The organism is Haloferax prahovense (assembly GCF_000723845.1).
Taxonomy (GTDB): domain Archaea; phylum Halobacteriota; class Halobacteria; order Halobacteriales; family Haloferacaceae; genus Haloferax; species Haloferax prahovense.
Window position 1 is genome coordinate 1,203,215 of record NZ_LK053000.1, and the last position, 25,236, is coordinate 1,228,450.

The 25,236-nt window shown below is 67.7% G+C and carries 29 protein-coding genes; 18 read left to right on the forward strand and 11 right to left on the reverse strand.

Features of this window, described 5'->3' with window-relative positions; genetic code table 11:
* Nucleotides 1-8: 8 nt before the first annotated feature.
* The 3 genes from BN984_RS05930 to BN984_RS05940 are packed head-to-tail and all read right to left on the reverse strand — an operon-like array spanning nucleotide 9 to nucleotide 3,430.
* Nucleotides 9-968 carry a carbohydrate ABC transporter permease gene (locus BN984_RS05930; RefSeq protein WP_049913559.1) on the reverse strand — a complete coding sequence of 320 codons (960 nt, stop codon included), beginning with the start codon at nucleotides 966-968 and terminating at the stop codon, nucleotides 9-11.
* Complete coding sequence (locus BN984_RS05935; RefSeq protein ID WP_008094792.1) at nucleotides 965-2,035, reverse strand: carbohydrate ABC transporter permease; 1,071 nt, start codon at nucleotides 2,033-2,035, stop codon at nucleotides 965-967. The genes BN984_RS05930 and BN984_RS05935 overlap by 4 nt, the downstream gene beginning before the upstream one ends.
* Before the next feature lie 24 nt (nucleotides 2,036-2,059).
* Nucleotides 2,060-3,430, reverse strand: a complete 1,371-nt coding sequence (locus BN984_RS05940) for an extracellular solute-binding protein (RefSeq protein ID WP_049967868.1) — start codon at nucleotides 3,428-3,430, stop codon at nucleotides 2,060-2,062.
* Between the two features lie 243 nt (nucleotides 3,431-3,673).
* Here BN984_RS05940 and BN984_RS05945 point away from each other — a divergent pair, with 243 nt between their 5' ends.
* The 3 genes from BN984_RS05945 (at nucleotide 3,674) to gatE (ending at nucleotide 7,408) form a co-directional block, all read left to right on the forward strand.
* Nucleotides 3,674-5,083, forward strand: coding sequence for a class II fumarate hydratase (locus BN984_RS05945; protein WP_049967869.1), 1,410 nt, complete (start codon nucleotides 3,674-3,676; stop codon nucleotides 5,081-5,083).
* 238 nt (nucleotides 5,084-5,321) lie between these two features.
* On the forward strand, nucleotides 5,322-5,486 hold the full coding sequence (locus BN984_RS20105) for an HVO_2901 family zinc finger protein (RefSeq protein ID WP_191965854.1): 165 nt from the start codon (nucleotides 5,322-5,324) through the stop codon (nucleotides 5,484-5,486).
* A gap of 47 nt (nucleotides 5,487-5,533) precedes the next feature.
* The gene (gene gatE, locus BN984_RS05950; protein WP_008094789.1) at nucleotides 5,534-7,408 is read left to right on the forward strand and encodes a Glu-tRNA(Gln) amidotransferase subunit GatE; all 1,875 of its coding nucleotides are present in this window, start codon (nucleotides 5,534-5,536) and stop codon (nucleotides 7,406-7,408) included.
* 40 nt (nucleotides 7,409-7,448) lie between these two features.
* Here the strand turns inward: gatE and BN984_RS05955 are convergent, their stop codons facing one another.
* Together BN984_RS05955 and BN984_RS05960 are read right to left on the reverse strand one after the other, a co-directional pair.
* Nucleotides 7,449-7,976: a hypothetical protein gene (locus BN984_RS05955; protein ID WP_008094788.1), complete on the reverse strand. Its 528-nt coding sequence runs from the start codon at nucleotides 7,974-7,976 to the stop codon at nucleotides 7,449-7,451.
* A 1-nt stretch (nucleotide 7,977) separates the two neighbouring features.
* Nucleotides 7,978-8,898: a M48 family metallopeptidase gene (locus BN984_RS05960; RefSeq protein WP_008094786.1), complete on the reverse strand. Its 921-nt coding sequence runs from the start codon at nucleotides 8,896-8,898 to the stop codon at nucleotides 7,978-7,980.
* Nucleotides 8,899-9,071: 173 nt separating this feature from the next.
* Here BN984_RS05960 and BN984_RS05965 point away from each other — a divergent pair, with 173 nt between their 5' ends.
* A complete protein-coding gene (locus BN984_RS05965) occupies nucleotides 9,072-9,530 on the forward strand; it encodes a MaoC family dehydratase (RefSeq protein ID WP_008094785.1) in 459 nt (152 codons plus the stop codon).
* Between the two features lie 11 nt (nucleotides 9,531-9,541).
* On the opposite strand, the gene BN984_RS05970 is transcribed toward BN984_RS05965, so the two are convergent.
* Nucleotides 9,542-10,321 carry an RNA methyltransferase gene (locus tag BN984_RS05970; RefSeq protein ID WP_008094784.1) on the reverse strand — a complete coding sequence of 260 codons (780 nt, stop codon included), beginning with the start codon at nucleotides 10,319-10,321 and terminating at the stop codon, nucleotides 9,542-9,544.
* On the reverse strand, nucleotides 10,318-10,908 hold the full coding sequence (locus BN984_RS05975) for a hypothetical protein (RefSeq protein ID WP_049967870.1): 591 nt from the start codon (nucleotides 10,906-10,908) through the stop codon (nucleotides 10,318-10,320). The genes BN984_RS05970 and BN984_RS05975 overlap by 4 nt, the downstream gene beginning before the upstream one ends.
* Nucleotides 10,909-11,051: 143 nt before the next feature.
* Here BN984_RS05975 and BN984_RS05980 point away from each other — a divergent pair, with 143 nt between their 5' ends.
* Nucleotides 11,052-12,191, forward strand: coding sequence for a dihydropteroate synthase (locus BN984_RS05980; protein ID WP_008094782.1), 1,140 nt, complete (start codon nucleotides 11,052-11,054; stop codon nucleotides 12,189-12,191).
* A 188-nt stretch (nucleotides 12,192-12,379) separates the two neighbouring features.
* Entirely contained in the window at nucleotides 12,380-13,063 is a 684-nt protein-coding gene (locus BN984_RS05985; protein WP_049967871.1) for a 6-hydroxymethylpterin diphosphokinase MptE-like protein, read from the forward strand.
* 64 nt (nucleotides 13,064-13,127) lie between these two features.
* On the opposite strand, the gene BN984_RS05990 is transcribed toward BN984_RS05985, so the two are convergent.
* Complete coding sequence (locus BN984_RS05990; protein ID WP_081909229.1) at nucleotides 13,128-13,895, reverse strand: hypothetical protein; 768 nt, start codon at nucleotides 13,893-13,895, stop codon at nucleotides 13,128-13,130.
* Between the two features lie 390 nt (nucleotides 13,896-14,285).
* Here BN984_RS05990 and BN984_RS05995 point away from each other — a divergent pair, with 390 nt between their 5' ends.
* The 3 genes from BN984_RS05995 (at nucleotide 14,286) to sod (ending at nucleotide 17,161) form a co-directional block, all read left to right on the forward strand.
* Nucleotides 14,286-15,734: a cryptochrome/photolyase family protein gene (locus tag BN984_RS05995; protein ID WP_049967873.1), complete on the forward strand. Its 1,449-nt coding sequence runs from the start codon at nucleotides 14,286-14,288 to the stop codon at nucleotides 15,732-15,734.
* An 84-nt stretch (nucleotides 15,735-15,818) separates the two neighbouring features.
* Nucleotides 15,819-16,424 carry a DJ-1/PfpI family protein gene (locus tag BN984_RS06000; RefSeq protein WP_008094777.1) on the forward strand — a complete coding sequence of 202 codons (606 nt, stop codon included), beginning with the start codon at nucleotides 15,819-15,821 and terminating at the stop codon, nucleotides 16,422-16,424.
* Between the two features lie 137 nt (nucleotides 16,425-16,561).
* Nucleotides 16,562-17,161 carry a superoxide dismutase gene (gene sod, locus BN984_RS06005; RefSeq protein WP_049967874.1) on the forward strand — a complete coding sequence of 200 codons (600 nt, stop codon included), beginning with the start codon at nucleotides 16,562-16,564 and terminating at the stop codon, nucleotides 17,159-17,161.
* Nucleotides 17,162-17,267: 106 nt separating this feature from the next.
* On the opposite strand, the gene BN984_RS06010 is transcribed toward sod, so the two are convergent.
* Nucleotides 17,268-17,693: a DUF7522 family protein gene (locus BN984_RS06010; RefSeq protein WP_049967875.1), complete on the reverse strand. Its 426-nt coding sequence runs from the start codon at nucleotides 17,691-17,693 to the stop codon at nucleotides 17,268-17,270.
* 151 nt (nucleotides 17,694-17,844) lie between these two features.
* Here BN984_RS06010 and BN984_RS06015 point away from each other — a divergent pair, with 151 nt between their 5' ends.
* Nucleotides 17,845-18,135: a DUF5827 family protein gene (locus tag BN984_RS06015; RefSeq protein WP_004974279.1), complete on the forward strand. Its 291-nt coding sequence runs from the start codon at nucleotides 17,845-17,847 to the stop codon at nucleotides 18,133-18,135.
* 103 nt (nucleotides 18,136-18,238) lie between these two features.
* Nucleotides 18,239-18,997, forward strand: coding sequence for an SDR family oxidoreductase (locus BN984_RS06020; protein ID WP_008094760.1), 759 nt, complete (start codon nucleotides 18,239-18,241; stop codon nucleotides 18,995-18,997).
* Nucleotides 18,998-19,072: 75 nt separating this feature from the next.
* On the opposite strand, the gene BN984_RS06025 is transcribed toward BN984_RS06020, so the two are convergent.
* Complete coding sequence (locus tag BN984_RS06025; protein ID WP_049967876.1) at nucleotides 19,073-19,651, reverse strand: MBL fold metallo-hydrolase; 579 nt, start codon at nucleotides 19,649-19,651, stop codon at nucleotides 19,073-19,075.
* Nucleotides 19,652-19,767: 116 nt separating this feature from the next.
* Here BN984_RS06025 and thyA point away from each other — a divergent pair, with 116 nt between their 5' ends.
* From thyA to BN984_RS06040, 3 genes are read left to right on the forward strand one after another with little or no spacing between them, the layout of a single operon-like run.
* Complete coding sequence (gene thyA / locus BN984_RS06030; protein ID WP_008094756.1) at nucleotides 19,768-20,766, forward strand: thymidylate synthase; 999 nt, start codon at nucleotides 19,768-19,770, stop codon at nucleotides 20,764-20,766.
* Nucleotides 20,763-21,356: a dihydrofolate reductase gene (locus tag BN984_RS06035; RefSeq protein ID WP_008094754.1), complete on the forward strand. Its 594-nt coding sequence runs from the start codon at nucleotides 20,763-20,765 to the stop codon at nucleotides 21,354-21,356. The genes thyA and BN984_RS06035 overlap by 4 nt, the downstream gene beginning before the upstream one ends.
* A complete protein-coding gene (locus tag BN984_RS06040) occupies nucleotides 21,349-21,552 on the forward strand; it encodes a DUF4177 domain-containing protein (protein ID WP_008094753.1) in 204 nt (67 codons plus the stop codon). Before BN984_RS06035 ends, BN984_RS06040 begins: the two co-directional genes overlap by 8 nt.
* 43 nt (nucleotides 21,553-21,595) lie before the next feature.
* Here BN984_RS06040 and BN984_RS06045 read toward each other — a convergent pair whose 3' ends face one another.
* A complete protein-coding gene (locus BN984_RS06045; protein ID WP_008094752.1) occupies nucleotides 21,596-22,081 on the reverse strand; it encodes a hypothetical protein in 486 nt (161 codons plus the stop codon).
* A gap of 206 nt (nucleotides 22,082-22,287) precedes the next feature.
* Between BN984_RS06045 and BN984_RS06050 the strand changes: the two genes are divergently transcribed.
* The 4 genes from BN984_RS06050 to BN984_RS06065 all read left to right on the forward strand — a co-directional run bounded on the left by BN984_RS06050 (nucleotide 22,288) and on the right by BN984_RS06065 (nucleotide 25,231).
* Entirely contained in the window at nucleotides 22,288-23,202 is a 915-nt protein-coding gene (locus BN984_RS06050) for a hypothetical protein (protein WP_049967877.1), read from the forward strand.
* 61 nt (nucleotides 23,203-23,263) lie between these two features.
* Nucleotides 23,264-23,446: an HVO_2922 family protein gene (locus BN984_RS06055; protein ID WP_004974266.1), complete on the forward strand. Its 183-nt coding sequence runs from the start codon at nucleotides 23,264-23,266 to the stop codon at nucleotides 23,444-23,446.
* Nucleotides 23,447-23,605: 159 nt separating this feature from the next.
* Nucleotides 23,606-24,352 (forward strand): proteasome subunit alpha, encoded by a 747-nt coding sequence (psmA2, locus tag BN984_RS06060; RefSeq protein WP_004974258.1) that lies wholly within the window; start codon nucleotides 23,606-23,608, stop codon nucleotides 24,350-24,352.
* Nucleotides 24,353-25,231, forward strand: coding sequence for an MOSC domain-containing protein (locus BN984_RS06065; protein WP_008094750.1), 879 nt, complete (start codon nucleotides 24,353-24,355; stop codon nucleotides 25,229-25,231).
* Nucleotides 25,232-25,236 lie beyond the last annotated feature (5 nt).

The following is a 25,236-nucleotide window of genomic DNA, read 5'->3' on the forward strand; positions in this document are numbered from 1 at the left end:
GAGTCGGCTCATGTGCCGCCCGCGACCCCCTTCGCGAACTTGTCCCCGAACAGGACGTAGACGAGCAACGTCGGCAGGGCGGCGACGAACGCGCCGGCCATCTGCGTGTTGAACGTCTGGATGATGCCGCCGGTCAGTTCGTTGAGCGCGATGGTCGCCACCGCCGCGGGGCCGGACCCCGAGGGGATGATGATGAGCGCGAACAGCAGGTCGTTCCAGACCTGCGTGAACTGGTAGATGAGCGTCACCGCGAACATCGGCATCGAAAGCGGGAGCACGATGCGGCGGTAGACGGTGAACGCGCCCGCGCCGTCGAGGCGAGCGGCCTCCAGCATCTCCGTCGAGAGCTTCTTGTAGTAGCCTCGGAACAGCAGCGTCGTGATGGGAATCCCGTACGCCGTGTGGGTGATGATGAGGTTGATGATGCTCGCGTAGTGCGGGTGGGTGGCGAGTTCGACCGTCCCGAGGACGGGCACCTGCGCCGAGAACACCGTGATGTCGAGAAGCGGCGCGAGCAACTCCTGTGTGTCCACGATGGCCCAGAGCCGCGACAGCGGGATGAGCACCGCCTGGTACGGGATGAAGATACCCGCGATGAACAGCGCGACGACGCCGAGTTGGCCGCGCCACTCGAAGTTCGTGAGGCCGTACGCCGCGAAGCTGCCGAACAGCGCCGACAGCACCGTCGCCGGCACGGCCAGCATGATGCTGTTGAGGATAGCCGACGACAGCGTGTCGATGGCGACGCCGAACGGTTCGAGCGTGAAGCCCTCGACCGTCGGCGGCACGAACGGCGGCGACGTGGCGAACTCGGCTTCGGTCTTCAGCGCGGTCATCAGCCCCGATTCGAGGGGCGACAGGTAGAACACCACCAGTCCGACGAGCGTCGCGTAGAGGGCGACGCGCAGCGGGTCGATGGCTTCGAGGTCGACGCCGACTCGCTCTGCGAGGTCGTCGCGGACGCTCATAGTTCACCCCGCCGGTACTCGCCGTAGAGGTACGGCGCGACCACGGTCAGCGCGACGACGAAGAGCACCACGGCGATTGCGGAGCCGTAGGCCCACTCGTTGGCCGAGAAGGCCTGTCGGTACATCATCGTCGAGAGGATGTCCGCTGTCGGGCCCGGGTTGCTCCCGAACAGGACGTACAGGAAGTCGAACGCCTTGAGCGCGAACACCATGAGGACGACCGCGGCGCTCACCGTCGAGGCGCGGAGTTGCGGCAGGATGACCCGCCGGTACATCCGGAGGATGGAGGCCCCGTCGACCCGCGCGGCCTCGTACTGGTCGTTCGGAATCGCGCGTAGACCGGCGAGGTAGACGACCATCGCGTAGCCGCTGAACTGCCAGAGCAGCGCGAAGATGACGGCGAACAGCTTGAAGTAGAACGTGTCGGGGACGAGCGGTATCGCCCCGAGTGCGCCCGTGTCGATGCTGCCGGTGAGCCACTTCGACGCGACGAAGTCGAGGCCGATTCCCCGCAGGAACGCGTTGATGAGCCCCGAGTCGAAGTTGTACATCCACCGCCAGAACACCGCCGTCACGACGAACGACAGGCTGAACGGCAGGAGGTAGACGGTGCGGAACCAGTTTTCGAACCGGATGCCGCGGTCGACGAGGATGGCGAGGCCGAGCCCCCCGGCCAGCGAGAGGCCGGTAAACGAGATGAGGAGCACGAACGTGTTCCGGGTGGCGATCCAGAACTGGCCGTCCGAGAAGGCCCGCCGGTACATCTCCAGGTCGAACGTCGAGGGGTCGTACGTCGGCAGTGTGAGCCCGCCGAAGTCGGTGAGGGAGATGACGATGTTCCAGCTGATAGCGCCGTAGACGAAAAAGCCCATCAGCAGGAACGGCGGGAGCCAAAACGGCGCGGAGCGGACCGCGTCGCTCTCGCGGAGCGACGACAGCGCCGACCCGACGTCGGAGTCGCCCCCGGCCGTTTCGCTCCCCGCGGCGGCCGTCCCGCCGTCGGTTCGAACCGGCGGACCGCCGTCTCGCAGACGGTCCAGGAGTCGCTTGAGGATGTGAGTTGACATAATCGGAAATGGGGGAGTGCTCCCTTACTGGAACGCCGACTGCACGGCGCTGTAGGCCGCCTCCACGTCGTAGTTGGAGATGAACGAGGCCATCGCGTCCTCGAACGCGGTGAGCGCGTCGGGGGCGACCGCGAGGCCGTGCTGAATCGAAAGCGGCTGGGCCTCGGAGTTGGAGAAGTCGTCCATCTGGTTCTGGAGGAACGGTCCGAAGGCGTCCTGCGGCACGTCGGTGCGCGGCGGGATGGAGCCCTTCTTGGGGTTGAACCGCTCTTGGGCGTCGACCGAGCCGACGTAGCGGAGGAACGCCTTCGTCGCCTCGGGCGACGGGTTGTTCGTCGGCATCGGGAACGAGTCCATGTTGAGCGAGTAGAGTCCCTCGGTACCCGGGAACGGGACGTGGTCCCAGTTGGACTCGTACTCGAAGCCGTCCTGCCCGCGGTACATGCCCGCAGCCCAGTCGCCCTGGTGGAAGAACGCCGCGTCGCCCTCGATAATCTTCGAGTTGGCGTCCTGCCACGAGATGGAGCCGGCGTCGTTCGGGTAGTACTCGGAGTACTGCTTGACGATGTCGAGCGAGTCGCGGACGGCGTCCGCGTTGGCCTCGACGTTACCCGCGGTCACGTCGGCGTACACGTCCGCGCCGTACTCGCCGAGGAGCACCTGCGCCCAGAGCTGGCCGGTCGACCACGCGGAGTTCGTCTGCTGGGCCATCCCGACGTAGCCCGCCTCGTCGACGGTCGCCATCGCGTCCACGAGGGCGCTCGGCGAGTCGATGCTCGCGGGGTCGACGCCCGCGTCCTCGACGACCTCGACGTTGTAAAAGAGGTTGTTGAGGCGGTGGATGTTCAGCGGGACCGAAACGTAGTTGCCCGCCGGTTGCGCCGCCTCCTGGGGGCCGTCGAGGTAGGCGTTCTTCATGTCGTTGTGTCCCCAGACGGACTCCTCGATATCCTCCAGTTTGTCGGCGTCCGTGAAGGGCTGGAGGTTCGCGCCGGGCCACGCCTGCCACGAGCTCGGCGGGTCGTTGTTCAGGATGCGCTTTTTGATGACCGCGCGGAGGTTCTGTCCCGCGCCGCCCGCGACGGGGTTCTCCGTGAGTTCGATGTCGGGGTGCTGCTCTTCGAAGCCCTCGAACAGCGCCTGAACCGCCGCGCCGCCGTCGCCGCCGGTCCACCAGTGCTGCACTTCGAGCGCGTTGTACTCCGTCGAAGAGTCGGAGTCGTCACCGCTCGTCTCCTCGGTGCTCTCGGAGTCGCCGGAACTCTCCGTGGACTCCGTCGTCGACTCTCCGCCGCCGCCGGTACAGCCCGCGAGGAACGTCGCGGTTCCGGCACCGCCGGCGAGTTTGAGATACGTGCGTCGGGAAACGTCGTCCGAATCAGGTGTGTCAGTCATGATTGTTGGTCCGTGACAAGTCCAGACAATGAATTTTACACGATTTACTTAAGACTTTCCAAATCAACAATTCGAAATCGAGTAAATTTTTTTGTCATCAAGGAACTGTCTGGTTAGAATCGGAAGACTGCACCCAGTCACGAGACCAATTAATAAGTATTTAAACATGAGTAAATTTTCATGAACGAGGGGCAGACACACGGACCAATGGATTTTACCCCCTGCCAAAACGACCCCCGAACCATGGGCGACGATGATTATCGAATCGAGCGGGACAGTCTCGGCGAGATGGAAGTTCCTGTCGACGCCTACTGGGGCGCACAGACCCAGCGGGCGGTCGAGAACTTCCCTATCTCCGGTATCACCTTCGGGCGGCGCTTCGTCCGCGCGCTCGGCGTGGTGAAGAAGGCCGCCGCGCAGGCTAACCGCGACCTCGGCATGATAGACGAGGACGTCGCGGCCGCCATCGTCGAGGCCGCCGACGAGGTCATCGCCGGCGAACTCGACGACCAGTTCCCCGTGGACGTGTTCCAGACCGGCTCCGGGACCTCCTCGAACATGAACGCCAACGAGGTCATCGCCAACCGCGCCGCGGAGATTATGGGCGAGGGCATCGGCGACCGCGTCGTCCACCCGAACGACCACGTCAACTTCGGACAGTCCTCGAACGACGTGATTCCGACGGCCATGCACGTCGCGTCCCTCGAAGCCGTCGAGAAGGACCTCCTCCCCGCGCTGGAGACGCTGGCCGAGGCGCTCGGCGACAAGGAAGACGAGTTCGACGGCGTCGTCAAGACCGGTCGCACCCACCTGCAGGACGCCACGCCCGTCCGCCTCGGACAGGAGTTCGGCGGCTACCGCACGCAGGTCGAAAAGGGCATCCGCCGCGTCGAGAACGTCCGTGAACACCTCGGCGAACTCGCGCTCGGCGGCACCGCGGTCGGCACGGGGCTGAACACGCACCCCGAGTTCCCGGCGAAGGCCGCAGAGTACATGTCCGAGGAGACCGGCGTCGAGTTCCGCGAGGCCGACAACCACTTCGAGGCGCAGGCGGCCCACGACGCGATGAGCGAGGCCCACGGCGCGCTCCGCACGGTCGCCGGCTCCCTCAACAAAATCGCCAACGACCTCCGCCTGCTCGCGTCCGGCCCGCGCAACGGGCTCGGCGAACTCGAACAGCCGGAGAACCAGCCCGGCTCCTCCATCATGCCCGGCAAAATCAACCCGGTCGTCGCGGAGGCCGTCAATCAGGTCCACAAGCAGGTCGTCGGCAACGACGCCGCCGTCTCCGCCGGTGCCGCCGAGGGCCAAATCGACCTCAACCTCTATAAGCCCGTCCTCGCGCACAACTTCCTCGAATCGGCGAAGCTGCTGGCGAACTCCTCCGAGGTGTTCGCCGAGCGGTTCGTCGCCAAGCTCGAAGCCAACGAGGAACACTGCGAGACGCGGGTCGAACAGTCGATGGCGCTGGCGACGGCGCTCAACCCCGCAATCGGCTACGACAAGGCCTCGAAGGTCGCCAAGAAGGCGCTCGCGGACGGCAAGAGCGTCCGGCAGGTCGCCGTCGACGAAGGCTACCTCACCGAGGCGGAAGCCGACGAGGTGCTCGACCCCGAGAAGATGACCCACCGCGGCATCCTCGGCGACGACTGAGTCCGGCCGAGAAAAAGCAGTCCACTTTTTGATACGTCGGGGCGGGCGGGTGGACGCCCCGATTCGAGGCGCGCGCTCGACGATTTCAGTCGGTTCAGTCGTAGAGACCGTTATATTTACTCGGCTCGCGGTAGCAATCGCACACCGGCACCGCCGTGACAGTCACCCCCGAGTGAAGAACTGTCACGAAATCTCGAAAATCGGTATTTTGAAGCCTGATTTTGACGATTATACCAGTATGGCCGGACTGCAAGAGCAGCGGGCCCGCGGGCGAGACATGTTGGAGTGTCGAGGTTGTGGGGCCGTATTCCCGGAGGGACGAGCGACGAACGACGGGTGGACGTACGTCTGTCCCGAGTGTGAACAGGTCGAAGGTATCGGCGAGGGGCTTCGTCGCCTCTGACGGCAGACTGAATCCTTTTTTACTCCCCCCGAACGCAGGGAGTAGCAATGACCGACTACGACTACGACTACGAGGACCTCGGCCTCGTGGCTGGGCTGGAGATTCACCAGCAACTCGACACCGAGACGAAGCTGTTCTGCGGGTGTCCGACCGACCTCCGCGAGCCCGACGAGGCGGCGCGCACGTTCACGCGCTTCCTCCACCCGACCAAGAGCGAACTGGGCGAACTGGACGACGCCGCGCTCGAAGAGAGCCGCGTCGAACGCGAGTTCGAGTACCTCGCCTACGACTCGACCTGTCTGGTCGAAGAGGACGACGAGCCGCCGCACGAACTCGACCACGAGGCGCGCACGGTCGCCATGCAGATCGCCGAACTGCTCGACATGAACGTCGTCGACGAGGCGCACGTCATGCGCAAGCTCGTCATCGACGGCTCGAACACCTCGGGGTTCCAGCGCTCGTCGCTCATCGCGCAGGAAGGCGAAATTCAGACCAGCGAGGGCCCCGTCTCCGTCGTCGACCTCATGCTCGAAGAGGAGTCCGCCCAGCGGGTCGAAGAGCGCGACGACGGCGTCCTCTACAGCCTCGACCGCCTCGGCATCCCGCTCGTCGAAATCGGTACCGGGCCGGACATCTCCTCGCCCGAGCAGGCGCGCGAGGCGGCCCAGACCATCGGCATGCTCCTGCGCTCGACGGGCACGGTCAAACGCGGCCTCGGCACCATCCGGCAGGACGTGAACGTCTCCATCGCCGACGGCGCGCGCGTCGAAATCAAGGGCGTGCAGGCGCTCGACCAAATCGACGAAATCGTCCGCTTCGAGGTCGGCCGACAGGCCGAACTGGTCGAGATTCGCGACGAACTCCAGTCGCGGGACGCCTCGGTCGGCGACGTGGCCGACGTGACCGACGTGTTCGAGGACAGCGATTCGGGCGTCATCCGCGGCGCGCTGGACGCGGGCGGAAAGGTCACGGCCGTCCCCCTGTACGGCTTCGACGGCCTCGTCGGCCGCGAGCTGCAGCCGGACCGCCGCCTCGGTACCGAACTCTCCGACCACGCCAAGCGCCACGGCGCGGGCGGCATCTTCCACACCGACGAACTCCCGGCGTACGGCGTCACCGAGACCGAGGTCGAAGCGCTCCGCGAGGCGGTCGACGCCGGTCCCGAAGACGCGGTCGCCATCGTCGCCGACGACCCCGAGACGGCCGACCTCGCCATCGACGCGGTCGCCGAGCGCGCCGCCGTCGCCATCGAGGAGGTCCCCGAGGAGACCCGCGGCGCTAACGACGACGGGACGACGCGCTACCTCCGCCCGCTCCCCGGCGCGGCCCGGATGTACCCCGAGACGGACGTGCTCACCGTCGACCTCGACCCGAGCGACGTGGAGACGCCCGAACTCCTGACCGAGAAGGTCGACCGCTACCAAGACGAGTTCGGCCTCGACGCCGGCCTCGCGGAACAGGTCGCCTACGGCCGGAAGATGCCGCTGTTCGAAGAAGCGGTGGACGCCGGCATCGACGCGACGTTCGCGGCGGGCCTGCTCGAATCGACGCTGACCGAACTCCGCCGCGACGACGTGGCCGTCTCGGAACTCACCGACGACCACCTGCTCGCGGTCATGCACCTCGTCGAGGACGGCGACCTCGCCAAAGAGGGCGTCAACGACGTGCTCGCCACCATCGCCGAGGACCCGAGCCTCACGGCCGAGGAAGCCGTCGAGGAGGCCGGCCTCTCCGGCGTCTCCGAGGACGAGGTCCGCGAGGCCATCGCGGAGGTCGTCGAGCGCAACGCCGACCAGGTCGAAGAACAGGGCATGGGCGCGTTCTCCGCGCTCATGGGCGAGGCGATGGGCGCGCTCCGCGGCAAGGCCGACGGCGGCGTCGTCAGCGACGTGCTCCGCGAGGAGATTCAAAAGCGGGCCTGAACGCCGAGGCTTCGGACCGCATCCAATTTTCTCTCCGTTCTCACGACGCCGAGCGCCCGCCACCGCGGACGAACCGCCGCCAGACCCATCGACCCGCGTACTCGACGCCGGCCGCGACGAAGAGGAGGACCAACAGCGCCGGCCCGACGATGAGGAACATCCCGAGTGCGTCCGTCTCGCCGCGGACGTGGAGGAACGCCCACCAGACGAGTTCCGTCACGCCGAACAGGCCGACGAGCGGCGCGACCAGTCCCCGGCGAGCGAACAGCAGGGCCGCGACGACGACGAACCCGGCGAGCAGGAGGAACGAGAACCCGAAGAAGCCCGCCGCGGCCAGCGAGTCCTCGACGAAGCCCGAGGGGAACGCGTCGGTGGCGAGTCGCGCCGCGGTCCAGACGGCGAGCGTGGCGACGGCGTAGCCGCCGCCGAGGAGCGCGGGTATCAGGAAGCCACGGGCGCTCCGGGCGCGAGTCGCGTAGACGACGCCGACGGTGCCGAGCGCGGCGGCGACGGCGACGACGTGGGTGAGAAGCCAGTCGCCGAGCACCGGGTCGGGCGAACCGGGCATCTCACCGCACCTCGATTCGCGTCATCGACTCCTCGGCTATCGTGGCCAGTCGCTCGACGCGCTCGTCGGTCGAGGGGTGGGTCGAAAGCAGGTCCGAAACCGGGTCTTCGACCTCGACCTCGCCGTACACCCACAGCGGCGACAGGCCGAACTGCGGCCGGGCGGCCCGCTCTAACTTTCGCAGGGCCGACGCGAGCGCCATCGGCTTACCCGTCACCTCGGCGGCCCGCGCGTCGGCCGCGAACTCCCGCTTTCTCGACTGCGACCGAACGAACACGGTGAGTCCGAAGCCGAACAGGCCGACGAACTCGTCCAGTCGGAGGCGAAGCCGCCCGGCGAGCGTCTCGTGCCACGACCCCGGTTGGCCGCGAATCCACGCCGAGCCGAGGGCGACGCCCGTCGTCAGGAACGTCACCGGCGAGACGAACAGGTAGCCGACGCCGACGACCGTCTGGAGGACGCTCGCCACGAGCGACTGGACCAACCCGTCTTTCCGTTCGAGGTGCGCGAGTTCGTGCGCGAGCAGCGCCTCGAACTCGTCGGCGTCGAGGAGGCGAAACAGCGCGGCGTCGAGGACGACCACGTCGCGCCCCATCGGGTCGAGCGCCATCGCGTTCGGCGCGGAGAAACGCGCGAGCTTCAGCGTCGGCGGGTCGAGGTCCATCCGCTCGGCGAGGCGGTCGCGCAGGCGGTGGACCGACGGCGACTCTGCGGGTGACATGTCGCGTGCGTCGAGTTGGCTGAGCAGTCGCACCGTGCCGAAGCGGAAGCTCAGGTAGCCGAGGACGACGGCGACGACGACGCCGACCACGGCGGCGGTCAGGGGGTCCGGACGGAGCCGCCACAGCGTCACCACCGCGAACGCGCTGAGCGCGCTGAGCGAGAGGTAGAACGCGAGGACGACGACGCCGACGACGACCATCGGGAGGCGAGAGCGGCGCGGGGGCGATGCCATCTCGCGTGACGTTAGGGCGTCGGGTCGCAAAAGCTGTCTGGCGCGCCGGCGGAGCGGAGTCGTCGAACGCGGCCGAGCGACCGCGCCGCCCGGACCGCCGGCACCGCTAGTTTCTCCACGGGGGCGGCCGAAGAGGAGTCATGCAGTTCTTCGAGGATTTCGCGGTCGGCGACACCCACGAGTTCGGCGAGTACGACGTGACCGAATCGGAGATTCTGGAGTTCGCCGGGCGGTACGACCCGCAGTGGTTCCACACCGACCCCGAGCGCGCCGAATCAGAGTCGATGTACGGCGGCGTCATCGCCAGCGGCTGGCACACCACGGCGATGACGATGCGCCTGCTCGTGGACGGCTTCCTGGCCGACTCGGCGTCCCTCGGCGCGAAGGGCGTCGACGAACTCCGCTGGTGGAAACCGGTGTACCCGGGCGACACGCTCGTCGTGGAAACCGAAGTGCTGGAGACGACCGCCGAGACCGACGACCGAGGGCTCGTGGAGATTCGGACGACGACCCGCGCCGAGCGCGAGTCCGGAGAAGTCGAGGACGTCTGTTCGTTCGTGAGCTACGTGATGTTCGCCCGGCGAGACGGCGGCGAATAGCGCGGGGCGCGTCAGTTCTCGTCGTCGCGGAAGCGGTCCGGGTCGCGGACGGCCTCGGCGGCGCGGCGGAACACGCCCGTGAGCGTCGCGGCCTCGCGCTCGGTCGGGTGGGCGCGGCCGAGCAGTCGCCGCATCATCCGCGAGGTCTTGGTCCGCTTGTGCTCGCGGTAGTCCACGGCGTCGAGCAACTCGTCGAAGAAGCGGTAGACGACCTCGATTTCGGCCTCGGAGGCGCGCTCGCGCTCCACGTCGGGAAGCTGCGTCTCCTCGACGGTGAAGCGGCGAAGCTCGTACATGAGAATCGTCGCCGCCTGCCCGAGGTTGAGCACGGGGTAGCGGTCGTCGGCGGGGATGCAACAGACCTCGTCGAGCATCGCCAACTCCTCGTTGTCGAGGCCGGTCCCCTCGCGGCCGAAGACGAGCGCGGTCTTCGTCTCCACCGACTCGAGCGAGTCGGCGATTTCGACCGGCGTCTTGAACGGGTAGCGGATGTGCCGGGTGGAGTCCTCGTGGGAGACCGCGGTCGTCCCGATGGTGTGGAACTCCTCGACGACCTCCTTCAGGGTCGTCTCGGTGGCGTTCGGGAGCACGTCCTCGCGAGCGTGGCCGGCGAAGCCGTACGCCTCGCCGTCGGGGTCCAGCTCCGGCGGGTCGACGAGACGGAGGTCGTAGATGCCGAAGTTCTTCATCGCCCGCGCGATGGTGCCGACGTTTCCGGGCGTCTCGGGTTCGACGACGACGACGACGAACTCGCGGTTCCCGCCCGCACCGGCGTCTCGGTCGCCGCTCATTTGGTCGGGTAGTCCGTGTCGAGGTCGACGGCGTCGAGGTCGTCTTCGGTCAGGGGCGTCACGTCCTCGTCGTCGTCCGCGCCGGGACCGTAGTCGCGGAGGTTGATGCGCTCGCCCTCGACGAAGTTCTCCTCCAGCCGGCGCTGAATTTCGTTGGCGTCCGGCGGCGACGGGAGTTCGTCGGGGTCGGTGTCGACGTAGTCCAGTCCGCCGTAGCCGTCGGGGGCGCGACCGCCGTCCGCGAACCACTCGTGGAAGGCGTCGGCGAACACCGCGTCGCCGACGAGGTCGCGGCCGTCCTCCTCGCGGAACCAGTAGAGGAAGTCCGGCTCGTGGCGCTCGCAGAGGAGCACCTCCTCGCGGGGCTCGCCGTAGACGATAGACGCCTGTCGGCACTGCTGTATCCCCTCGTCGCCGTGGACCAGATAGCAGGCGTCGCACGGTTCCTCGACGAGCGAGACGAGGCGCATGAGTCGCTCCCGCGGGTCCTCGGGAATCTCGTCGAGCGGTTTGAACTCGCCCTCGTCGGTGAATATCTCGGACTCTTCGAACCGCCATCCGCGGAGTCCGACGCTGACCTTCGCCATGATCCGAGGTAGCCGAGCGGCGGATAAAAATGGCGTGATGCCGGTCAGCCGTCCGCCAGAGACGGCGAGCCGCCACCGCGGGGGCGACTCGACGCGTCTTCCGCGACCGGTCGGCATATGTTCGTGTGGTCCAACCGGCGGGTATGCGAACCGTCGATGCGGCAGGACTCGAAATCGGCGACGACCACCCGCCGCGAATCATGGGTGTGCTGAACGTCTCCAAGGAGTCCCCGTACAAGCCGAGCGTGTTCAACGACCCGAGCGAGGCCGCCGAGTACGTCGACCGCGAACTCATCGACGAGGGGGCCGACATCGTCGACGTCGGCCTCGAATCGGCGAACAAGCGCCTCGACGTGCTGTCGGCCGAAGACGAACTCGACAGGCTCGACACGGCGCTTTCGGTCCTCGACAGCGTCTCCGGCGACGCCGTCTTCTCCATCGAGACGCGCTACCACGAGGTCGCCGAGGCGGCGCTCGACGGCGGCTTCGACATGGTCAACGACATCTGCGGCTTCGCCGACCCGGAGATGCCCCGCGTCTGCGAGGCGCACGACGCCGCCGTCGCCAAGATGGCGAGCCCGCCGGACCTCACCCGCCCCGGCGCGATAGCGGAGGTCGACGACATCTACGACGCCCTCGAACTGAACGGCTTCACCGACAAGACCATCGTGGACCCCGCCTTCGGCGGCTGGTCGGAGGCGAAGACGCTCGAACACGACCGCGAGACGTTCGACCGACTGCGGGAGTTCCGCGGCTACGGACACCCCATCTTGGTCTCCATCAACCGCAAGAACTTCCTCCGCGACGTGGCCGGCCGCTCGACCGAGGAGGCGCTGCCCGTCAGCCTCGCGGCCACGTCGATGGCGGTCGAACGCGGCGCGCACGTCGTCCGGACTCACGACGTCAGAGAGACCCGCGACGCCGCCCTCATCGGCCACGAGTTCAAGCGCCGCCGCATCCGCGAACCCGGCGACGTGTCGGTCGAGGAACTCGACGTGACGACCTCCGGCGAGGCCGCCAGACACCTCGACCGCGTCGGTGCGAACCGCGAAGTCGCCGCCGAGAGCGTCACGCGCGTCTTCGAACTGGAGGGGCTCGGGTCCGACGACCGGGAATCTCTCGCCGCCGCCGTCGGCGACGCGGGAGCCGTCTTGGCCGCCGGCGACACCGGGGCGCTTCTGGTCGGAAGTCCCGCCGCGCTCACTCGACTTTCGGACCTCGTCACGGATGCCTCAGACGCCCTCGAAGCCGCCTTAGAGACCGTCGAGCGGGCGACGAACTAACTGGTACGCTATCTCGTACCAGACCCGTCTATCCGTCTGACGTTCGGCAGACGTTGACCGTTCTACTAAGAGAAAACTTATACCATCCGACTCTAAAACGGTCCTGTGGACGCCGGAAGGGCACGCGGGTAGGGGTACACGAGTGCCATTCCGGCCCATACAGTTACATTCTGAGCGACAGCTACACCATGGATTTCACCACTTGGGAACCCGTCTACGAGCGGATTCTCGACGATTTCGGCTTCGAACGAGCCGGGGACGAGCGCGCCAGAGACGCGCTCGCGGACCTCGTGAGCCCCTTCGACCGCGACCGACTGGACTGGGCGGACGCGACCGTCGCCGTCTGCGGGGCGGCCCCGACGCTCGACGACGAACTCGACAGGCTCGACGCCCCCGACGTGGACGTGGTCGTCGCCGCCTCCACCGCCGCCGACGCGGTCCGAGCCGCCGGGTTCGACCTCGACCTGATGGTGACCGACCTCGACAAGAACCCCGAGACTGCGATCGAGCTAACGGAATCCGGCGTGCCCGTCGCGGCCCACGCCCACGGCGACAACCTCCCCGCGGTCCGCGAGTGGGTGCCGCGGTTCGACGCCGACAACGTCCTCGGGACGACGCAGGCGGCCCCGGTCGGCCCCGTCGTCAACTGGGGCGGCTTCACCGACGGCGACCGAGCGGCCTTCATCGCCGACGAACTCGGCGCGGGACGGCTCGTCTTCGTCGGCTGGGACTTCGACGACCCGAGCGTGGGGGCGGTGAAAGCGCAGAAGCTCCGGTGGGCCGAGCGCCTGCTCCGGTGGCTCGAACGACGCCGCGGAGAGCGTCTTTCGGTTCTCGACGGCCGACGCGACGGCATCGACCCGCTCCCCTGAGAGCGGCGGTCCGCCGCGAGTCCGAGTTCCCGCCGTCGCGGCTCAGTCGGGCGGAGCGTCGCGCTCAGCGCGTGTTCTGCGGGTGAACGCCGGCCCCCTCGTCGGACCCGGACGGCACGCCCGCCGACTGCTCGACGACGCCGTCGAACAGGTCCGAATCGCACCCCTGACAGGTCGCCGAGACGCGTCGCTTCGTCCGCTCGCTGTCGGGCCGTGCCACCCGTTTGCTCTCGACCGCGACTGCACCGTCGCAGGTCGGGCACGTGCGGAGACACAACCGAAGAGCGCCGAGGACGCGGTTCCGGTCCGCCGTCGGCAACCGCCACCACTCGGGATAGTACCGGCGGAACGTCGCGACGGCCGTGAGGTCGGCGACGAACGCGGCCCGGGAGGTCCACTGGCCGACGGTTCCGCGGTCGAGTCGCGCGAACAGTCCCCGCTCGTTCCACCCCATCTCGATTCTGTCTGGGTCGACGCCGAGGAGCGCCGCGAGCGCCTCGCGGTCGTGGTCCCGCCCGTCGGTTTCGAGCATGCGGGCACGCCAGTCCTCAGCGAACCGCGGCGACAGCGAGAGGTTGTCGTCCGCGTCGGTCGCGAAGACGCCCGCACCGTGTAGCGCGGCGGCGAGGTCGACGCGACCGTCGAGCGAGAGCGGCGGTGAGGGACGCGCCGACGGGAGCATCGGCGGCGACGGCGAGGCCGACGAGAGTTCGACAAACGCGAAGCCGAAGACGACCAGGGGCGGAAGCACACCGAGGAACACGCCGTAGGGAACCCAGACGAGCCACCCGAGCGTTCCGCAGACGAACGTCAAGAGGAGGAGCGGAAACACGAGTGGGGAGCGGAGACGCGGTTGTCGGACCGCGGAGTCAGGAAGGAGGCGATGCCCGGACATACCAGAACCGTGGGTTCGACGCGGTATAGGTATGAACCGGGTACACCAGATAGCAAGAACGTAAACGTGCTCCCGTCCCGGAATTCGGTCGATAACATCATATTACCCGAGACAGTCGCGCCGTCCCGAGGGTCGGCCACCGTACCATATCCATGCCAGCAGGCGTCCGAAAACGGGGTAGTGACGGCCGTTAGACGCGGTAGGATACCGTTTCCCGAGCCGTAGGCTGATTAAGTTCGTTCGAACGGACGGGTTAGGCGGCTTCGCTCTCGCGTCGGGGGTCGGACTGCCGCTACATTGACATAGCCGCCGTCCTGAGGCGCGGCTATGCAACTGCACTGGCACCGCCGGGACCTGCGAGTCGTGGACAACCGCGGCCTCGCGACGGCCGCCGAGGCCGGCCCCGTCGCCCCGCTTTTCGTCTTCGACCGGGACGTGCTCGACCACGCCGGCGCGCCCCGCGTCAGGTACTTACTCGACGCGCTCGCCGAACTCCGCGGCGCGTACCAAGAGCGCGGGAGCGACCTGCTCGTCGCCCGCGGCGACCCCCGAGTCGTCGTCCCGGCGGTCGCGGCGGCGCTCGACGCCGAACGGGCCACCTGGGCAATCGATTACTCCGGACTCGCCCGCGAGCGCGACGCCGACGTGCGACTCGCCCTCGACGACGCCGGCGTCGCCCGCGAGCCGGTCCACGACGCCATCTTCCACCCGCCGGGGAGCATTACGACAAACGCGGGCGACACCTACTCCGTCTACACCTACTTCTGGAAGAAGTGGCGCGACCGCGACAAACCCGACCCCTATCCGGAACCGGACGCCGACGACCTCGCCGACGCCAACACGCTCGAAACCGCGGCGGAAGCGCTCGCTGACGCCGAGTTCGACGTCGCCGCCGGCGACCTGCCGACCATCTCGGACCTCGGCTTCGAGGAGCCGTCGGCATCGGTCCAGCCGGCGGGGACCGAGGCGGCCCGCGAGCGCCTCTCGGCGTTCTGTTCGGACGCCATCTACCGCTACGCCGACGACCGCGACTACCCGACGCGGGACGCCACGTCGCGGCTCTCGACGGACCTCAAGTTCGGGACCATCGGCATCCGCGAGGTGTACGCGGCGACCGCGGCGGCCCGCGAGGGCGTCGGCGGGGAGCGAGACGAGTCGGTCGAGGAGTTCCAGTCGCAGTTGGCGTGGCGGGAGTTCTACGCCCACGTCCTCCGGGAGCATCCGAACGTCGTCACCGAGAACTACAAGGAGTACGAAAACGACATCGCGTGGCGCGACGACGCCGAGGAACTCGCGGCGTGGAAGGAGGGGAAGACCGGCTACCCCATCGTCGACGCCGGGATGCGACAGCTCCGCGAGGAGGCGTACATGCACAACCGCGTCCGGATGATCGTCGCGTCGTTCCTCACGAAGGACCTCCTGTGCGACTGGCGACACGGCTACGCGCACTTCCGCGAGCACCTCGCGGACCACGACACCGCAAACGACAACGGCGGCTGGCAGTGGGCCGCCTCGACCGGGACCGACGCCCAACCGTACTTCCGCATCTTCAACCCGATGACGCAGGGCGAGCGCTACGACCCCGACGGCGAGTACATCACGCGGTACGTCCCCGAGCTATCGGACGTGACGGCCAACACCATCCACGAGTGGCACGAGCTGACCGACCTCGAACGCGAGCGCCTCGCGCCCGACTATCCGGAACCCATCGTGGACCACTCCGAGCGCCGCGAGCGGGCGATTTCGATGTTCGAGGCCGCCCGCGGCGACGACTGACCGACGACCGAGCCCGTCCGCTGTTCTCCACCCTCGGTCGCCGCGGCGCGAACGACTTTCTCCCCGGAAACCGACTCCGCAAGCATGCAGGTCGCTATCATCCTCTACGACGGCTTCGACGAACTCGACGCCGTCGCGCCGTTCGAAGTGTTCCAGAACGCCGGCGCGGCCGGGGCCGACTGCGAGGCCCAACTCGTCGCGCTCTCCGACCGCGAGTTCGTGACCGCGAGCCACGGGATGCGCGTCGGCGTCGACGGCGTCCTCGACCCCGAGACCGACCGCCCGGACCTCCTCGTCGTCCCCGGCGGTGGCTGGAACTCCCGGGCCGCACAGAGCGCGTGGGCCGAAGCCGAGAAAGGCGAGATTCCGGACGCCATCGCGGCGCTCCACGAGGCCGGAACCACCGTCGCCGGCGTCTGTACCGGCGGCATGCTCCTCGCCCGCGCCGGCATCCTCGACGGCCGCCCCGCGGTCACCCACGGCGGCGCGCTCTCGGACCTCCGCAAGACGGCCGCGGAAGTCGTCTCCGCCCGCGTCGTCGACGACGGCGACGTGCTCACCGCGGGCGGCGTCACCTCCGGACTGGACCTGTCGTTACACGTCGTCGAACGGGAGTTCGGGTCGGACATCGCCGACGCCGTCTCGACCGAAATCGAGTACGAGCGCCGAGCTGACCCGTTCGACGGCTGACACGCTCGCGCGAAACGGAGTTTCTCGAATCGGGGAAATCGACCGACAGCGACCCGCACGGCGTGGTTTGTGCTAGCATACCTCTCCTCAAGTTTTAACAGGATTCCGCCCGACCCGTGATACGGAGGTTACACAGTATGAGCTACGAACTCGACCCGCTTCCGTACGAGTACGACGCCCTCGAACCGCACATCTCCGAGCAGGTGCTGACGTGGCATCACGACACCCACCATCAGGGCTACGTCAACGGCTGGAACGCGGCCGAGGAGACCCTCGCCGACAACCGCGAAGCAGGCGAGTTCGGCTCGTCTGCCGGCGCGCTTCGTAACGTCACCCACAACGGCTCGGGACACATTCTGCACGACCTGTTCTGGCAGAACATGTCGCCGGAAGGCGGCGACGAGCCCGAAGGCGCGCTCGCAGAGCGCATCGCCGAGGACTTCGGCTCCTACGAAGCCTGGAAGGGTGAATTCGAAGCGGCGGCCGGCGCAGCCGGCGGCTGGGCACTTCTCGTCTACGACTCGTTCTCGAACCAGCTTCGGAACGTCGTCGTCGACAAGCACGACCAGGGCGCGCTCTGGGGCTCCCACCCCATCCTCGCGCTCGACGTCTGGGAACACTCCTACTACCACGACTACGGCCCGGCCCGCGGCGACTTCGTTTCCGCGTTCTTCGAGGTCGTCGACTGGGACGAACCCGCCGCCCGCTACGACCAAGCCGTCGAACTCTTCGAGTAGACCCGGTACATCCCGACTTTTCTTTCGGACGCGACGTCGCCAGCGGCGGCGCTCTCCGCGTCGAACCAAGTGCTGAGGGTCGTCTCTCGCGGGTACGGTCGCCTTCTCAGGACTGTCGGTCGCCGGCGGCCGCGTCATCGAACAGTTCCGCTCCGTCGAACGCCTCGTTCAGCTCGCAGACTCGGTCGTTCAGGGCGGCGAAATCCCGGCCGTCGGTGCCGCGGTCGAAGCTGGCCAAGATGCCGACGGGACGGTCGCCGAGAAACGTTCGGAACTGCTCGAACGAGTCGAATCCGCGGACGGTGTAGCCGTAGTCGGCGTAGTACAGCGTCTCGTAGGTGTCTCTCGTGATGTAGCCGAACCGTTCGTTGTCGATGAATCGGGAGATGTCGAGGCATTCGAGCGCGTTCGAGACGTCCGCCCGGAGATAGAGGTGTTCGTAGCCGTGGTGGTCGAAGACCCAGAGGTCTCGGAGGTCGTCCCCACCGAAGTCTCGGAAGGTCTCAACCAGTCGTGCAGCGGCGTCGCTCATCGCTTCGGGTCTCGCGTCGCGCCTGATAAGCCTACTCATGAGGTCGCTGGCGGTCGCACGGGCGACGGACGCCCGCCGTCGACCAGCACGCCGCCGGCCGCTCGCTGCCTGCGGTCGTCGGGGTTTTGCCCGTCGACCGAGAAGCGTGAGTATGCCCAAGCCGAAAGACGAGTTCGAAACCCTCTACGGGTATCTCCTGTACGAACCCGCCGACATCCTCGACCCCGATTACATGTACACCGTGGGCGAAATCGCCCGCCTGATGCAGGGGCTGTCCCCGCAGGACGACCTCAGCGAGGAGACCGAAGACCGCATCGTTCAGTGGACCATCCCGTGGATCGTCGCCAACCAGGAGGACTTCGTCATCAACGACCCCCGGAGCGACGAGCCGGGCTACTTCGGCCTCCACCCCGACGCCGTCCCCGAAGAAGACGAGGAGTAACCGCCGCCACGAACCCACCGCGCCGGTCGGCGTCGCGACGTTCTCCCGACCTGAGAGTCGCACAAACGGTTATCTGTCAGGTGGTTGTTGACTATAGCGTACTATGGCTCAATTCGACACCGAAGTCGCGGTCGTAACTGGTGCTGGCTCGGGAATCGGCCGCGCGGTGGCGGAGGCGTTCGCCGCGGAGGGTGCGCGAGTCGTCGTCTCCGACGTGGACGTCGAGGGCGGCGAAGAGACCGTCGCGCGCATCGAGGAGGCCGGCGGGACGGCGACGTTCGTCGAGACGGACGTGACGGACGGCGACGCCGTCGCCGCGATGGTCGAGACGGCGGTCTCCGAGTACGGCCGACTCGACTTCGCCTGCAACAACGCGGGCATCGGCGGCGCGCAGAAACCGGCCGCCGACCTCTCGTTCGACGAGTGGCAACAGGTCATCGACGTGAACCTCAACGGCGTCTGGCGGTCGATGCGGCACGAGATTCCCGCGATGCTCGAAAACGGCGGGGGCGTCGTCGTCAACATGGCGTCGATTCTCGGAAAGGTCGGCTTCGCGAACGCGAGCCACTACGTCGCCGCGAAGCACGGCGTCCTCGGACTGACGAAGAGCGCGGCCATCGAGTACGCCGAGCAGGGCGTCCGCGTCAACGCGGTGTGTCCGGGCTTCATCGACACGCCACTACTCGGAGAAGGCGGCCTCGACGACCCCGAGGCGCGGAAGGGAATCGAGTCGCTCCACCCGATGAACCGCCTCGGCGACGTCGACGAAATCGCCTCCGCGGTCGTCTGGCTCTGTTCCGACGGCGCGTCGTTCACGACGGGCGAGGCGCTCACCGTCGACGGCGGCTACACGAGTCGGTAGAACGAGTTAGCGCGACGTAACGAGTTAGCGAGGCGTAACGGGACGACGAGCCGGCGGCGAGGTCGCTTCGGCGACTCACCTCGTCCGCGCCGCTTTCGCCGCGAGGTCGATGTCGTCTTTTGGGCGAGTGGTGACGCTCGGCCCGTGACCGGTGTGGAGTTCGGTCAGGTCGTCCCCGACGACCTCGCGCAGGCGGTCGATGCTCTTGACGAGCGCACCGCGGTCGCCCTCGGGGAGGTCGGTTCGGCCGAATCCGCCGTTCGCGAAGACCAGGTCGCCCGCGAAGCAGACGCCCGCCCCGCGAGAGAAAAAGCACAGGTGGTCGTCTTTGTGTCCCGGCGTGTGGACCGCCTCGTACACGTCGTCGCCGATTTGGATGCGCTCGCCGTCGTCGATGCGCTTGTCCACGGCGAGGTTTCCGGTGTCGTAACCCCACGTCTGCACGTCGAACGCGTCGCGGACGGCGTCGACGTTTCCGATGTGGTCCGGGTGGGTGTGGGTCAGATACACCGCGTCGAGCGAGTCCGTGAACTCGCGGATTTTGGGCACCACGTCGAAGTTCGCGCCGGCGTCGACGAGCGCGGTGGTCTCGCCGTCGACGAGAAAGGCGTTGCTCGTGAAGACCCGGATTCCCTGCGCGAGGTTGCGAATCATGGGCACAGGTACGAAAAGCGGGCTATTCCGTGTTGTGGGCGCTGCGGAAATCCGGGCCGAGGACGGTAGGGTTTAGAGGGGCCGACGACGACCAACATCCAACCAGGGCACCTCTCATGCGCCAATATCTCGACCTCGTGACAGACGTTCTCGGAACCGGGCGACACAAACCGAATCGGACGGGCGTCGACACTATCTCGGGCTTTTCGAAGCACTACACCGTCGACCTGCAGGAGGGCTTCCCGCTCCTCACGACCAAGGACCTCTCGGGCTTCCGGTGGAACTCCCTCATCCACGAACTCCTCTGGTACCTCTCCGGCGAGGAACACATCCGCACCCTGCGCGAGGAAACGGGCATCTGGGACGCGTGGGCCGACGACGACGGCCATCTCGACACGGCTTACGGCCGGTTCTGGCGACGCTATCCGGTCCCCGAGGAAGGGCTTGCAGGCGAGGCGTGGCCCGAGGACGACCACCGCTGGATGAACGACGAGGGGACGTTCGACCAGCTCGCGTACGTCCTCGACACGCTCGACGAGAACCCGAACTCCCGCCGGCTGGTCATCAACGCGTGGCACCCCGCGAACGCGGCCGTCTCGACGCTCCCGCCGTGTCACTACACCTTCGTCTTCAACGTGCAGGGCGACGAACTCAACCTCCATCTGACCCAGCGCTCCGGCGACATCGCGCTCGGCGTCCCGTTCAACCTCGCGGCGTACGCCATCCTCGCGCAGGTCGTCGCCCAGCGCGCCGGTTTCGAACTCGGGTCGTTCGCCCACACCATCGTGGACGCCCACGTCTACTGCGGCACCGGCGAGCGCGGCGCGTGGTACGGCGACCACCTCGACGAACTCCAGTCCCGCCTCGCCGACGTGGACTCCCCCGAAGGGTACCTCGACGTGCGCGAGTGGCTCCTCGACGCGGCACCCGAGGAGGCCGAGGGCGAGGAGGACTACGACCACGTTCCCGGACTGCTCCTGCAGGCCTCGCGCGAACCCCGCGAGCGCCCCACGCTCGACGTGGCCGACGTGCCGCTCGAAGACCTCTCGTTCGAGGACATCGTCCTCCGGGACTACGACCCCGCCGACGGGATTCGCTTCGCGGTGGCCGAATGAGCGGCGAGGAGCCCGCTGGGTCCGGAACCGGGGGCGACGTCGCGGTCCGGTTCGTCCTCGTCGCCGCCGTCGCCGACAACCGCGTCATCGGCCGCGACGGCGACATGCCGTGGCATATTCCCGAGGACCTGAAGCACTTCAAGCGGACGACGACCGGCCACCCGGTCGTGATGGGCCGCAAGACCTACGAGAGCATCGCCCGCCAGCTCGGCGGCCCGCTTCCGGACCGCCACAGCGTCGTTCTGACGACCCGCGACCTCGACCTCCCCGAGGGGGCTGAGGCGGTCGATTCGGTCGAATCGGCGGTCGCCGCCGCCGAGAACGCGGCCGACGAGATGGGCGTCGAGACGGTGTACGTCGTCGGCGGCGCGACCGTCTACGAGCAGTTCCTCGACCGCGCCGCGGGGCTAGTTCGCACCGAACTCGACGAGACCCACGAGGGCGACACGCGGTTCCCCGAGTGGGACCGCGAAGGGTGGGTCGAGGCCGACCGCGACGACCGAGACGGCTTCTCGTTCGTCACGTACGAGCGCCGGGAACGCCGGGAACCCGACGCAGCCGACCGCGGCACGGAGGAATCCGATGACTAACTCGAGCGAGTGGGAGTACAAAATCGTCCGCACGGCCGACGGCGGCCTGTTCAGCGGCGATACCTCCCCGATGGAAGACGCCCTCAACTCCCTCGGCGGCGACGGCTGGGAGCTCGTGGACACGATTTCCGACTCGCGCGGTGCCGGCGCGAACAGCGGGCAGACGGCGCTCGTGTTCAAGCGGCCGAAGCGCTGAGATTCGCCGTTCTCCGTTCGGTCCCCGTTTTTACCTACTCTCTTCAGTCTTCGAGCGTCCGGAACAGCGGTGACGAGTCGCCGCCCTCGAACCGGACCATCTCCTCGCCGTCGAAGGTGACCGTGACCGAGTCGTAATCGCTGGGGACCGAGACCACGGCGTCGAGCGTCGTGCGCGGCACGCAGTCGTCTGACGGCTCCTTTTCGCCGTCTTCGTCGGGTGCGGTCGTGATTCGGTAGACGTAGACGCCGTCTTCGGCCGTGTCGAGTTCGCCGCGGACGACGACGCTCGGCGCGTCGTGCGTGAAGGTCCGGTTGAACGCGACGGTCGTCTGCTCGCCGGCGGGCATCCGACCGACCCACGAACTGGGCGCGGTCTCGTCGGCGAGCAGACAGCCGGTCGCGGTGGTCATCGAACTGGTCGGCGAGGTCGTCGTCTCCGTCGGAAGCGAGTAGACGACGACGCCGGCACCGACGACGAGCCCGACGAAGAACACCGCGAGAAGGGCGACAGCGGAGTACGAAGCCATACTCGATACACGCGCCACGGAGCGATAAGCGAGTGCGTGACGCGTGCTATCGGAAGGGTCGTCGCCGACTGACACGTTCGTCTGCAAGTCGTCTGTGAGACCGGCGGGACATCCGCGGCGCGGAGTGTCCGCGCGATTCGTGGCAGATGACGGGTAGGTTTATTGACGGGTGAGTCCTCATAACAGGGAACGTAGTTTCCCTCGCTATGACCGCCTCGACACTCGCAGACCGACTCCGTCAGCCCGAGTACACCGGCGAGAACCGGTGTACCCCGTGTACCGTCGTGAACGTCGTCATCGCCGCCGCGTTGAGCCTGTTGCTCGGCGTCGCGTGGCCGCCGCTCGCGCTCGTCTCGTTCGCCGTCTTCGCGGGGGCCATCTACTTCCGCGGCTACCTGATTCCCGGCACGCCGACGCTCACGAAGACGTACTTCCCCGACCGGGTCCTCCGGTGGTTCGACAAGGAACCGACGCCGACCCGCGTCGGGTCCGCGCCGGCCGCGCCGGCGACGGAGAACGACGCTGACGCCGAGTCGCCGAGCGACGAGGTCGAGGCGGGCCAGTTAGACGAGGGCGGCGAGTCTGCCGAGGAGTTGGACGTGGAGTCGTCGCTCCTGGAGGCCGGCGCGCTCGACTGGGACGAAAGCGGCGACGAACTGCGCCTCGACCCCGCGTTCGAGTCGGCGTGGAACGACGAAATCGAGCGCACCGACGACGCGACGATTCGACGGCGACTCGCCGATCTCACCGGCCTCGACGCCGACGACATCTCGCTGGAATCCCGGTCTCGGAACCGGTGGTTCGTCGCGGTCGTCGACGGCACCACCGTCGGCACGTGGGAGTCGCGCGCCGCGCTCGTCGCCGACGTGGCCGCCGACGCCGCCCTCGGCGACCGCTTCGACGACTGGGACCGCCTGACGGGCGAACAGCGGAGCGCGCTGGCGAGAGGGCTCCGCATCTACCTCGACCGCTGTCCGGCCTGCGGCGGGGACGTTCGATTCGGCACCGAGACGGCCGAGTCGTGCTGCCGGTCGTGGGAGGTGTTCGTCGTCCGCTGTGACGACTGCGAGGAACGACTGTTGGAGGTCGACGCCGACGCGCTCGAACCCGAGGCGGCGTAAGTCGGCGTTCGAATCCCGTCTTGGCGGGTACACTTTTGTTTGCTGACAACAGTGTCCGAGTATGAGCAAGGCGCACTTCGAGGTGTTCGTCGACGCGGCGGACAAGTACCGGTGGCGACTCGTCCACGACAACGGGAACATCCTCGCCGATTCCGGCGAGGGCTACGCGTCGAAACAGAAGGCGAAACAGGGAATCGAGAGTGTGAAGCGGAACGCGCCCGACGCGGACGTGGTCGAGGCGTAGTTCGGGGCTTCCAGCCCTCGATTCGTCGGGAATCGTCGGATTTCGCGGCGATTCGAACGTTACCCCCACACCGATGCCGGGTGTGGAGGCTTTTTCCGCCTCCGGAACTGACCACGGAGTAATGACGAACGTCGCCGACGCGAGCGAGGAGGTCGCACGATGAACCGAAACGACAAGCAGGCCTACGACCGCGGTACGTCGCTTTTCTCTCCCGACGGACGCATCTATCAGGTCGAGTACGCCCGCGAGGCCGTCAAGCGCGGCGCGCCGGTCCTCGGCGTCCGTACCGCCGACGGCGTCGTTCTGGCCGCTCTCCGGTCGACCCCGTCGGAACTCATGGAAGCCGAAAGCATCGAGAAGCTCCACAAGCTCGACGACGCGCTCGGCGCGGCCACGGCCGGCCACGTCGCCGACGCGCGGAAGCTCGTCGACTTCGCGCGGACGACCGCCCAGCGCGAGCACCTGCGCTACGGCGAGCCCATCGGCGTCGAGACGCTCACGAAGACCATCACCGACAACATCCAGGAGAGCACGCAGTCCGGCGGCACCCGCCCGTACGGCGCGTCGCTCCTCATCGGCGGCGTCGAGAACGGCTCGGGTCGCCTCTTTGCGACCGACCCGTCGGGGACGCCCCAAGAGTGGAAGGCGGTCGCCATCGGCGGGCACCGCGAAGACGTACAGGCCGCCCTCGAAGACGGGTACGCCGAGGACCTGTCGCTCGAAGACGGCCTCGCGCTCGCCGTCCAGGCGCTCGTCGCGGCCGACGACGAAATCGAGAGCGACGAGCTGAATCTCGTCACCGTCTCCGAGGCGGGCTACGAAATCGTCGACGAGGAGACCATCGCCGAACTGTTCGCCGACGCGACGGAAGGAGAGGACGACGACGCGGACGAAGCCGAGGAGTAGATGACAGACGGGAGCCCGACCGACGATAGCGTCCAGACGACCGACGCGGACGCGTCGGAATCGGCGGGTTCGGGAGCGGGCGCGACCGCCGGCGCGGCGGCCGTGACGCTCGACCGCATCGCGGTCTACCCCGTGAAGTCGCTCGACGCCGAGTTCGTCGACGCCGCCGATATCGTCGAGAACGGCGGGCTCCGCGGCGACCGCGAGTACGCCATCTTCGACGAGGACGGCGAGTACGTCAACGGGAAGCGCGAGCGGGCGGTCCACGGCATCCGGAGTTCCGTCTCGCTCGACGACGGCACGGTCGAACTCTCGGCCCCCGAGATGACCGACTACGACGGCCCGATAGCCGAGGCCGACGACTGGCTCTCGGCGTACTTCGGCTACCCGGTCGAACTCCGACGCGACCCCGCCGGCGGGTTTCCCGACGACACCGAGGCCAGCGGCCCGACGGTTATCTCGACGGGGACGCTCGACGCGGTCGCCTCGTGGTTCGACGGCGTCGACGCCGACGAGATGCGCCGTCGCCTCCGGCCGAACCTCGTCTTAGACGCGGCCGAGCCGTTCTGGGAGGACCACCTGTTCGACCGGCGCGGGACGGTCGTCGAGTTCACTATCGGCGGGGTGGCTTTCGAGGGCGTCAACCCTTGCCAGCGCTGTGTCGTTCCGAGCCGCGACCCCGATACGGGCGAGCAGACGCCCGACTTCCGGACGACGCTCATGAGGAAGCGCCGCGAGACGCTCCCCGAGTGGTCCGGCGGCGACTGGTTCGACCACGACTTCCGGCTCATGGTCAACACCACCGTCCCGGAGTCCTCGTGGGGTGAGACGCTGTCTGTCGGCGACGCGGTCACCGTCGGCGACGTCGTTTCCGAGTGAGTCGG